Source organism: Streptomyces sp. 1331.2, assembly GCF_900199205.1.
Taxonomy (GTDB): Bacteria; Actinomycetota; Actinomycetes; order Streptomycetales; family Streptomycetaceae; genus Kitasatospora.
In genome coordinates, this window is the sequence record NZ_OBMJ01000001.1 from 5,410,169 (window position 1) to 5,421,490 (window position 11,322).

Below are 11,322 nucleotides of genomic sequence, written 5' to 3' on the forward strand. Positions count from 1 at the left end.
TCAGCGCTCGCGCAGTTCGGGGGGTGGGGTACGGCTCGGGTCCACCGGCTGTTCCCGGACCAGGCTGCCCCAGACGGCCATGCGGTAGCGCGAGGTGTAAACAGGTGTGCAGGTCGTCAGGGTGATGTATCGGCCCGGCGCGGTGTACGGGGAGCCGGTGGGCACCGGGGCGATGACGCCGACGTCGTCCTTGGAGGTCTCGGGCAGGGTGGCGTCCACCCGGTAGACGTACCAGCGGTCGCGGGTCTCCACGACCAGGGGGTCGCCCGGCTTGAGCTGGTCCAGGTCGTGGAACACCGCGCCGTGGCCGTCGCGGTGCGCGGCGAGGGCGAAGTTGCCCTGCTCCTCCCAGGGCATCGCGGCGGCGTACGGCGTCGTGTAGGCCCCGGCGACGCCGTCCGCGAGGGTGTCCTCGTCGGTGCCGATCTTGATCATCACCTGGTAGCCGGCACCCAGCGCGGGCACGTGCAGGAATCCGATGCCCCCACCGCCGTCGACGGGGGCGGGGGCGGGGGCTGCGGGGCTCGCCGAGTCGGTCGGAGGGGCCGCGGGGGCCACCGGGGCCGCCACCGACCAGCTCTGGCGCAACTGCCCGGCGGCGACGCCCGCGTGCCGGGCGGCCGTGAGGTCGGTCCACCAGAGCGAGTACACGACCAGCAGGGCGAACAGCACGCCGGTGGTGAACAGCAGGTCGCCGAGCACACCGACCGCGATCCGGAGGGGGCGTCGGCGCGGGGACACGGTGGGGGAGCCCTCGCCGAGGGTGTCCTGGCTGGCCATGCGGGTACTCCACCGTGTCCGGGAGCCGGCGGGCAAGCCGACACGCCACGCCGAGCGCCGGGTCGGCCGGTCCGTGGTCGTGTCCGGCGGCGGGTCGCGCGGGCGCGTAACCTGCTAGGGCCTGTCGTCGAACTCCCGTCGTCCGCCCGGAGCATGCCCCGCAGGCGGGGAGTTCGAGGAGGGGCCCTTGGGCTGACGGATGGAGGGGCCGATGGCGGTGGAGGAGCAGCGGGCCGGGAGCCGGGTCAGCCGGCCGGAGAACCGGCTGGTCCGGCGCGGGTTCGGCGACCCGGCGCGGGCGGTGCGGCTGTTGGAGGGCCCCGGACTGGAAGGGCTGGCCGACGACCCGGTGCTGCTGGACGCGCTCGGGGCCACCGCCGACCCGGACCTGGCGCTGCTCGGCCTGGCCCGGCTGCTGGAGGCCGCCGACGACGCGGACCGACGCACCCTGCGCGACACCCTCACCACCTCCAAGCCGCTGCGCGACCGGCTGCTCGGCGTGCTCGGCGTCTCCACCGCGCTCGGCGACCACCTGGCCCGGCACCCGCAGGACTGGCACGTGCTGGTCACCTTCGAACTGCGCGACATGCACCCGGGCCCGGAGGACTTCCGCCGCGCGCTGACCGAGAGCGTCCGGGCCGAGCGGGGCGAGGGCGCTCCTGTCGGAGCCGAGAACGGCCGAGCCGAGAACGGCCGGGCCCAGAACGGCCGAGCGGAGCGGGGTCGGGCCGAGCCCGCCCGCGGTGGCGGCCGCAGCCCCGCCGACGCGCTGCGGATCGCCTACCGCCGCTGCCTGCTCGCCATCGCCGCCCGCGACCTGACCGGCATCAGCGACCTCGCCCGGACCGCCGCCGAGCTCGCCGACCTGGCCGGCGCCACCCTGCAGACCGCCCTGGACCTCGCCGCCGAGCAGGACCCGGACGCCGCCGCGGCCTGCCGGCTCGCCGTGATCGGCATGGGCAAGTGCGGCGGCCGTGAGCTCAACTACGTCTCGGACGTGGACGTGATCTTCGTCGCCGAGCCCCGCGAGGGCGTGGACGAACAGGTGGCGATCAGGGCGGCCACCCGGCTGGCCGCCGCCCTCACCCGGCTCTGCGCGGACACCACCGGCGAGGGCACCATCTGGCCGGTGGACGCCAATCTGCGCCCCGAGGGCCGCAACGGCCCGCTGGTGCGCACCCTGGCCAGCCACCTCGCCTACTACCAGCGCTGGGCCAAGACCTGGGAGTTCCAGGCGCTGCTCAAGGCCCGGCCGGTCGCCGGGGACGCCGAGCTCGGTGCCGCGTACGTCGACGCGCTCGCCCCGATGGTCTGGCAGGCCGCCGCCCGGGACAACTTCGTCACCGACGTGCAGCAGATGCGCCGCCGGGTGATCGACTCCATCCCGGTCACCGAGCTGGACCGCCAGCTCAAGCTCGGCCCGGGCGGGCTGCGCGACGTCGAGTTCTCCGTCCAGCTGCTGCAGCTGGTGCACGGGCGCACCGACCCGGCGCTGCGCAGCGGCAACACCCTGGAAGCGCTGGCCGCGCTCTCCCGCGGCGGGTACGTCGGCCGGGCGGACGCGGCCTCGCTGGACACCGCGTACCGCTTCCTGCGCTCGCTGGAGCACCGGATCCAGCTGTACCGGCTGCGCCGCACCCACCTGATGCCCACCGAGGCGGAGGACCAGCGCCGGCTGGCCCGCTCGCTGGCCGCGCTGATCAACGACGACACCCGCGCCGATCCGGTGGCCGCGCTGCAGCGCGAGTGGAAGCGGCACGCGGTGGAGGTCCGGCGGCTGCACGAGAAGCTGTTCTACCGGCCGCTGCTCGACGCCGTCGCCGAACTGCCGCCGGGCGCGGCCGGGCTGACCCCGGACGCCGCGCGGGCCCGGCTGGAGGCGCTGGGCTACGCGGACCCGGCGGCGGCGCTGCGGCACATCAGTGCGCTCGCCTCCGGGGTCAGCCGCAAGGCCGCGATCCAGCGCACCCTGCTGCCGGTGCTGCTCGGCTGGTTCGCCGACTCGGCGGACCCGGACGCCGGGCTGCTCAACTTCCGGCAGGTCTCCGACGCGCTCGGCCGCACCCCCTGGTACCTGCGGCTGCTGCGCGACGAGAGCGCCGCCGCCGAGCAGCTGGCCAGGGTGCTGTCGGCCGGCCGACTCGCCCCCGACCTGCTGCTGCGTGCCCCCGAGGCGGTGGCCATGCTCGGCGACCCGCAGGGCCTGGAGCCGCGCGGCCGGGCCGCCCTGGAGGGAGAGATCCTGGCCGCCGTCGGCCGGGCCGGGTCCACCACCGCCGCGGTGGCCGCCGCCCGTTCGGTGCGCCGCCGGGAGCTGTTCCGTACGGCCGCCGCGGATGTCCTCGGCCGGCTGGGGGAGGAGCCCGGGGAGGCGCTGGACACCGCGGGGGAGGCGCTGACCGCGCTGAACGCCGCCACCCTGCAGGGCGCGCTGCGGGCCTGCGTGGCCGGCTGGGAGGCGGAGAACGGGGACCTGCCGACCCGGATCTCGATCGTCGCGATGGGCCGCTTCGGCGGCCGCGAGCTGGGCTACGGCTCGGACGCGGACGTGCTCTTCGTGCACGAGCCGCTGCTCGGCTCGCTGGAGGAGGAGGCCGCCCGGGCCGCCCAGGCGGTCTGCCACGAGCTGCGCGCCCAGCTGGGCGCGCCGTCCACCGAGCCGCCGCTGCTGGTCGACGCCGACCTGCGGCCGGAGGGGCGCAGCGGCCCGCTGGTGCGCTCCCTCGCCTCCTATGCGGCGTACTACCGGCGCTGGTCGCACGCCTGGGAGAGTCAGGCGCTGCTGCGGGCCGAGCCGGTGGCCGGGGACGCCGAGCTGGGGGCGCGGTTCCGGCAGCTGATCGACCCCTTGCGCTACCCGGGCGGAGGGGTGCCGGAGCGGGACCTGGTGGAGATCCGCCGGATCAAGGCCCGGATCGAGGCCGAGCGGCTGCCGCGCGGGGCCGACCCGACCACCCACACCAAGATCGGTCGGGGCGGGCTGGCGGACGTGGAGTGGACGGTGCAGCTGCTCCAGCTCCAGCACGGGCACGCGCTGCCGGCCCTGCGCACCACCCGGACCAGGGCGGCGCTGGCCGCGGCCGTGGACGGCGGGCTGGTGCAGCCGCAGGACGCGGAGGTGCTGGAGGCGGCCTGGGTGCTGGCCTCGCGGGTGCGGTCGGCGGTCATGCTGGTGCGCGGCCGGCCGGGGGACAGTTTCCCGGGGGAGGCCCGGGAGCTGGCGGGGGTGGCCCGCTACCTCGGGTACGGGGCCGGGCACAGCGGTGAGCTGCTGGACGACTACCGGCGGACCACCCGGCGGGCCCGGGTGGTGGTGGACCGGCTGTTCTACGGGGTCGGGTGAGCACCCGGCTGCGTCCGGTGCATGCGAAAGGGGCCCCGGTCGGGGCCCCATTCGGCTGTCCGGCTGTCCGCCGCTAGCGGCGGGCGGTGCTGACCGCGGGCTCGCTCCACTGCTCGGGAACGGTGATCGGCTGCTCGGCGGCCGCCTCCCGGGCGGGGACCTGCGGCAGCTTGTAGACCCACTCGTGGTAGATCCAGCGGGCGGTGAGGAAGCCCACCGCCAGGCAGAGCTCGCCCCCGACGGCGTCCATCCAGAAGTGGTTGGCGGTCGAGACGATGACCACCAGCGTGGCGGCCGGGTACATCAGGCCGAGCACTCGGACCCAGGTCCGGCGGGCCAGGAAGAAGATCGCCAGGCCGCACCACATCGACCAGCCGATGTGCATCGAGGGCATCGCCGCGTACTGGTTGGAGACGTGGGCGGCGGGGCCGGAGGCCATCGAGCCCCAGGTGCCGTGGGCCTTCACGGTGTCGACGAAGCCGCCGTCGGTCATCAGCCGGGGCGGGGCCAGCGGGAAGAAGTAGAAGCCGACCAGGGCGATCGCGGTGGTGACGAACAGCACGGTGCGGGCGGCGACGTAGCGGCCGGGGTGGCGGCGGTAGAGCCAGACCAGGACGCCGATCGTGATCACGAAGTGCAGCGTCGCGTAGTAGTAGTTCATCCCGGTGATCAGCCAGCCGACGCCGTCCACGGCGTGGTTGACCGAGCGCTCGACGGCGATGCCGAGGTGCTGCTCCAGGTCCCAGATCCAGCGCGCGTGCTTCTGGGCTATCGCTTCCTGCTCGGGGACCGCGTTGCGGACGATCGAGTAGATCCAGTAGCTGATCCCGATCAGGGCCAGTTCGAACCAGATCCGGGGCCGGGCGGGCGAGAGCCGCTGCGCGCGCACGTGGCCCCGCAGGGCGGCGGTGCGGGACTGGGCGGTGCGGGTGGCTCCGTCGGGCAGGCGGCCTGGGGTGGCCGTCTTCGCTACGGAACCGCCACCGCTGGCCGCGTCGGCGCGCACGGCGTCGCCTCGCTGGATCTCGGTCGGTTCCCCCATGGGCGGCAAGTCTGCCAGACCGCTCGTCGCCGTCTGCTCATCCTCTGGAAGTGGATTCTTCACCGGCTGTCCCCCTTGAGGGCTAGGGGGCGACTCCCACCGGGGTAGGGGGTGCTGGGGGTTCTGGTGCGTACCGGTGGGACGGGCATACGTCCCATTGTCACGCCCGTCGCTCCGAGGGAGTAATCGGGGTGGCCGGAGCGGGCTCCGACCTGGATGTTCCCGCGACGAAACCGTTTCTGCATCTTGCTGAAACATATTGCAGGCCGCTAGCTTCCTGGGAAAATCGATCGCCCCTTCCCCTAAGGGAGCCCTCAGTGGCCGATGCCCCGCTCCGCCCCCGACGGAGCAGATCCCTGCGCAGGCCGGGCCGTACGGCCGTCCTGCTGGCCGCCGCGCTGACGGCCGCCACCCTCGGCAGCGTCCCCGCGGCCCTGGCCGCCGCCCCGCCGGCCCCGCCCTCGGACGCCGCGCTCGCGGCCACCGCCGGGCGGCACGACCTCACCCGCGAGCAGTTCTACTTCGTCCTGCCCGACCGCTTCGCCAACGGCGACCAGGCCAACGACACCGGTGGCATCACGGGCGGGCGGCTGGAGAACGGCCTCGACCCCGCCGACAAGGGCTTCTACCACGGCGGTGACCTGGCCGGCCTGATCCAGAAGCTCGACTACATCCAGGACCTCGGCACCACCGCGATCTGGATGGCGCCGATCTTCAAGAACAAGCCCGTGCAGGGCAGCGGCGCGGACGCCTCGGCCGGCTACCACGGCTACTGGATCACCGACTTCACCCAGGTCGACCCGCACTTCGGCACCAACGAGCAGCTCAAGGAGCTGATAGCCAAGGCGCACGCCCGCGGGATCAAGGTCTTCTTCGACGTCATCACCAACCACTCCGCCGACGTCATCGACGCCGCCGAGCAGCAGCACGGCTACCGCTCGGCCGGCGCCTACCCGACCCTCGACGCGGACGGGAACCCGGTCGACGAGACCGCCGTCGCCGACGCCGGCGCGCCCTGGCCGCGGATCACCAAGGACTCCTTCCCCTACACCCCGGTCCTGCGCACCCCCGCCGACGCGAACGCCAAGACCCCGTCCTGGCTCAACGACCCCTCGCTCTACCACAACAGGGGCGACTCGACCTTCGTCGGAGAGTCCGCCACCGAGGGCGACTTCAGCGGCCTGGACGACCTCGACACCCAGAACCCCCGGGTGGTGAAGGGCTTCGAGAAGGTCTACCAGCAGTGGGTCAAGGACGCCGGCGTGGACGGCTTCCGGATCGACACCGTCAAGCACGTCAACATGGCGTTCTGGCAGCAGTGGGCCCCCGCGCTCAAGGACTTCGCGGCCAAGCAGGGCAACAAGAAGTTCTTCATGTTCGGCGAGGTCTACTCCGGCGACCCGGCGATCACCTCCCCGTACGTGACCAAGGGCAGGCTGCAGGCCACCCTGGACTTCCCGTTCCAGGGCGCGGCCCGCTCGTACGTCTCCCAGGGCGGCTCGGCGAAGACCCTCGCCGACGTCTACGGCCAGGACTACCGCTACACGAGCGCCGACACCGACGCGTACGAGCTGCCGACCTTCCTCGGCAACCACGACATGGGCCGCTTCGGCTCCTTCCTGCTCGCCGACAACCCGGGCGCCGACGGGGCGACCCTGCTGAAGAAGGACCGGCTCGGCAACGAGCTGCAGTTCCTCACCCGCGGACAGCCCGTCGTCTACTACGGCGACGAGCAGGGCTTCACCGGCGCCGGCGGCGACAAGGACGCCCGGCAGGACCTGTTCGCCTCGAAGACGCCCTCGTACAACAGCGACCGGGTGCTCGGCGGCCCCTCCGGCCCGGCCGACCGGTACGGGCAGGGCGGCGAGCTCTACCAGGGCATCGCGGGCCTCGCGAAGCTGCGCCGGGACAACCCGGCGCTGGCCGACGGCGCCCAGATCGAGCGGTACGCCGCCGACGGCGCGGGCGTGTACGCCTTCTCCCGGATCGACGCCGGGCAGCAGGTCGAGTACCTGGTGGCGGTCAACAACGCCACCGAGGCGAAGACCGTCACCCTGGACACCTTCTCGGCCGGGATGGGCTTCGACCGGATCTACCCGGCGGCGGGGGAGCACGTCACCAGCGGCGCGGACCGCAAGGTGACCGTCACCGTGCCGGCGCTCTCCTCCGTGGTGCTCAAGGCGGGCGGCAGGCTCGCCGCGGTGAGTGCCGCGCCGCAGCTCGCGGTGCAGCCGCCCGCGGACGGCGCGACCGGCCTCGTCACGGTCGGGGCGAAGGCCGACGGCGGCGGCTTCGACCGGGTGAGCTTCGCCGCCCAGATCGGCAACGGGCCCTGGCAGACGCTGGGGACGGCCGACACCGGGAGGTACGCCGTCACCCAGGACCTCGGCGCCGTCGCCCCCGGCACGGTCGTCCGCTACAAGGCCGTCGTCCAGGACTCCAGCGGCCACCTGCGCTCCGCCACCGCGAGCTTCACCACCGGCACCCCCGCACCCAAGCCGGTGCCCACCGCCGGAGCCCGCCCGTACGCCGTCGTCCACTACAACCGGCCGGACGGCGACTACGACGGCTGGAACGTCTACGCCTGGGGAGACCTCGCCGACGGCGAGGCCACCCCGTGGCCGGCCGGGCACGCCTTCACCGGGCGGGACGCGTACGGCGCCTTCGCCTACGTGAAGCTCAAGCCGGGCGCCTCGGACGTCGGCTTCATCGTGGAGAAGAACGGCGCCAAGGACGTCGACGCCGACCGGCACATCGACGTCGGCAGCACCGGCGAGGTCTGGCTGAAGCAGGGCGACCCGGCGGTGCGCACCGCCAACCCCGGCCCGCCGAACAGCCAGCCCGCGAACACCGCCGTCATCCACTACAACCGGGCCGACGGCGAATACGACGGCTGGGGCCTGCACGACTGGACCGGCGCCGCCACCCCCACCGACTGGGGCAAGCCGCTGATGCCGGTGCGCCGCGACGCCTTCGGCGCCGTCTTCGAGGTGCCGCTGGCCCCCGGCGCGACCAGCCTCAGCTACATCCTGCACCGGGGCAACGACAAGGACCTGCCCGCCGACCAGTCGCTGGACTTCGCCGTCAACGGCAAGGAGGTCTGGATCCTCGGCGGCCGCGAGGGCTATCTGCTGCCGCAGAACCCGGCCGCCTCCTCGCAGCTCGACCTCGGCAGCGCCAAGGCGCAGTGGATCGACGGCAGGACCGTCGTCGTCCCGGCGAACTACGGCGCCACCGACGAGGCCCTGGCCGGCGGCACCAGCGCCCAGCTGGTCTACGACCCCGAGGGCGGCATCCGGGCCGACAAGGGCGTGCTCACCAAGCCCGGCCGGTGGCTGCGGCTCACCCCGGTCAAGGGCGGGCTGACCGACGCGCAGAAGGCGAAGTACCCGCACTTGGCGGGCTACCGGGCCTTCACCGTGGACGCCCGCGACGCCGCCCGCGTCCCGGCCGCACTGCGCAGCCAGCTGCTGTTCACCGAACACCTGCCCAGCGGGGCCGTCCTGGCCGGCACCGGGGTGCAGATCCCCGGCGCACTGGACGACCTGTACGCCGGGCGGACCGGCAAGGTCGACTTCGGCCCGGCGTACTACAACGGAAAGGTCGCGCTGTCGCTCTGGGCGCCGACCGCGCAGGAGGTCTCCGTCCAGGTCTTCGACAGCGCCACCGGCGGCACCCCGAAGACGCTGCCGCTCAAGCTCGACGACGAGACCGGCGTCTGGGAAATCGTCCGCGACAAGGGCGAGTTGGACGGCAAGTACTACCTGTACCAGGTGAAGGTCTGGGCGCCCTCGGTGCAGCAGGTCGTGGTCAACACCGTCACCGACCCGTACTCGGTGGCGCTGTCCACCGACTCCGGGCGCAGCCTGGTCGCCGACCTCGACGCCAAGGAGCTCAAGCCCGCCGGCTGGGACGACCACGCCCGCCCGCAGGCCGTCCCGCCCGCACAGCAGCAGATCCAGGAACTGCACGTCCGGGACTTCTCGGTGGAGGACGCCACCGTCCCGGCCGCCGAGCGCGGCACCTACCTGGCGTTCACCGAGTCGAACTCGGCCGGCATGCAGCACCTGCGGGACCTCGCCAAGGCGGGGGTGACCACGATCCACCTGCTGCCGACCTTCGACATCGCCACCATCCGGGAGAACCGGGCCGAGCAGAAACTGCCGGCCTGCGACCTCAAGTCCCTTCCGCCGGACGGCCCGAAGCAGCAGGAGTGCGTGGCGGCCGTCGCCGCCGACGACGCCTACAACTGGGGCTACGACCCGCTGCACTACAACGTGCCGGAGGGCTCCTACGCCACCGACCCCGGGAGCACCTCCCGGCCGGAGGCTGGGGGAGGAGCTGCCCGGACCGTGCAGTTCCGCCAGATGGTGCAGGCGATGCACGCGGCCGGCCTGCGGGTGGTGCTCGACGTGGTCTACAACCACACCGCCGCCGCCGGACAGGCCGAGCACTCGGTGCTGGACCGGGTGGTTCCCGGCTACTACCAGCGGCTGGACGCCAACGGCAAGGTGACGACGGACAGTTGCTGCGCCGACACCGCGCCCGAGCACGCCATGATGAACCGGCTGGTGGTCGACTCGGTGACGCTCTGGGCCCGCGAGTACAAGGTGGACGGCTTCCGCTTCGACCTGATGGGCCTGGACCCGAAGTCCACCATGCTGGACGTGCAGGCCGCCCTGCGGAAGATGACGCCGGACTCGGACGGCGTGGACGGCAGGAACGTCTTCCTGTACGGCGAGGGCTGGAACTTCGGCGCCGTCGCGAACAACGCCCGGTTCGAGCAGGCCACCCAGGCCAACATGGCCGGCACCGGCATCGCCACCTTCGACGACCGGATCCGCGACGCCGCCCGCGGCGGCAACTTCATGCTCGACTCCGCGCCCCAACAGGGCTTCGCCTCGGGGCTGTTCACCGACCCCAACGGCTCGTCCGCGAACGGCACCCCGGAGGAGCAGAAGGCCCGGCTGCTGCACCAGATGGACCAGCTGAAGGTCGGGCTGACCGGAAACCTGGCCGGCTACTCCTTCACCGACAGCTCCGGGAAGGCCGTCACCGGCGCCCAGGTCGACTACAACGGCGCCCCCACCGGGTACGCGGCCAAGCCGGGCGAGGCGGTGGAGTACGTGGACGCCCACGACAACACCGACCTGTTCGACGCGCTCGCCTACAAGCTGCCGACCGGCACCGCCCCCGCCGACCGGGCCCGGATGCAGGCGCTCGGGCTCTCGCTCACCGCGCTCACCCAGGGCGCGGGCTTCGCCCAGGCCGGCAGCGACCTGCTGCGCTCCAAGTCGCTGGACTCCAACTCCTACGACTCGGGCGACTGGTTCAACGCCATCCACTGGGACGCCGCCCAGGGCAACGGCTGGGGCCGCGGGCTGCCGCCGGCGGCCGACAACAAGGGGATGTGGCCGACCGCCGGATCGCTGCTGGCCGACCCGAGGCTGACGGTCGGCGCGGCCGACATCCGGGCCGCCTCGGCGCAGTACCAGGAGTTCCTGCGGATCAAGCAGTCCTCGCCGCTGTTCTCCCTGCCGAGCCTGGCCGCCGTCCAGCAGCGGCTCTCGTACCCGCTCTCCGGCACGGCCGGCGAGACGCCCGGGGTGATCACCCTGCACCTGGACGGGACCGGGCTGACGGGCGCGGAGAAGGGCATCACCGTGGTCTTCAACGCCACGCCCAGCGCGCAGGGGCAGACCGTGGCGGCCCTGAAGGGGACGAGCCAGGCGCTGCACCCCGTCCAGGCGGGCGGGGCGGACCGGGTGGTGCAGCAGGCCGGCTTCGACGCCGCGACCGGCACCTTCACCGTGCCGGGCCGCACCGTGGCGGTGTTCGTCCAGCACTGAATGCGGCGTGATCAGGCGCGGCGTCTTCCGGCGTCGATCCAGCACTGATTCGGCGCTGATCCGGCACTGATCCGTACACCGCGCCGATTTCCGGGCCCCGCTCCGCCGTTGAGGTGGCGCGGGGCCCGGTTCCGTTCCGGCCGTGAACTGGCCGGAAACCGCCCCTGGCACGGCCGGAACTGTGACGTGCCCCGCCCGCGCGGCGCTGCGCGCTACTCGGTGGTAGGGGTGGCGGTCCTGAGTGCTGGTCAGTGACTGCCGGTGGTGATCGAACTTTGTCCGGACCATGAAAACCGTGTTCATGAGTT

General features: G+C 73.2%; 4 protein-coding genes. 2 read left to right on the top strand and 2 right to left on the bottom strand.

Annotated elements, in window-relative coordinates; translation table 11 throughout:
* On the bottom strand, positions 1-780 hold the full coding sequence (locus tag CRP52_RS23310; protein WP_097238169.1) for a class E sortase: 780 nt from the start codon (positions 778-780) through the stop codon (positions 1-3).
* Between the two features lie 211 nt (positions 781-991).
* On the opposite strand from CRP52_RS23310, the gene CRP52_RS23315 reads away from it, so the two are divergent.
* Positions 992-4,123: a bifunctional [glutamine synthetase] adenylyltransferase/[glutamine synthetase]-adenylyl-L-tyrosine phosphorylase gene (locus tag CRP52_RS23315; RefSeq protein WP_097238170.1), complete on the top strand. Its 3,132-nt coding sequence runs from the start codon at positions 992-994 to the stop codon at positions 4,121-4,123.
* A 73-nt stretch (positions 4,124-4,196) separates the two neighbouring features.
* On the opposite strand, the gene CRP52_RS23320 is transcribed toward CRP52_RS23315, so the two are convergent.
* Entirely contained in the window at positions 4,197-5,165 is a 969-nt protein-coding gene (locus CRP52_RS23320) for a phosphatase PAP2 family protein (RefSeq protein ID WP_097238171.1), read from the bottom strand.
* 317 nt (positions 5,166-5,482) lie between these two features.
* Between CRP52_RS23320 and pulA the strand changes: the two genes are divergently transcribed.
* On the top strand, positions 5,483-11,014 hold the full coding sequence (gene pulA, locus CRP52_RS23325) for a pullulanase-type alpha-1,6-glucosidase (RefSeq protein WP_097238172.1): 5,532 nt from the start codon (positions 5,483-5,485) through the stop codon (positions 11,012-11,014).
* Positions 11,015-11,322: the final 308 nt, after the last annotated feature.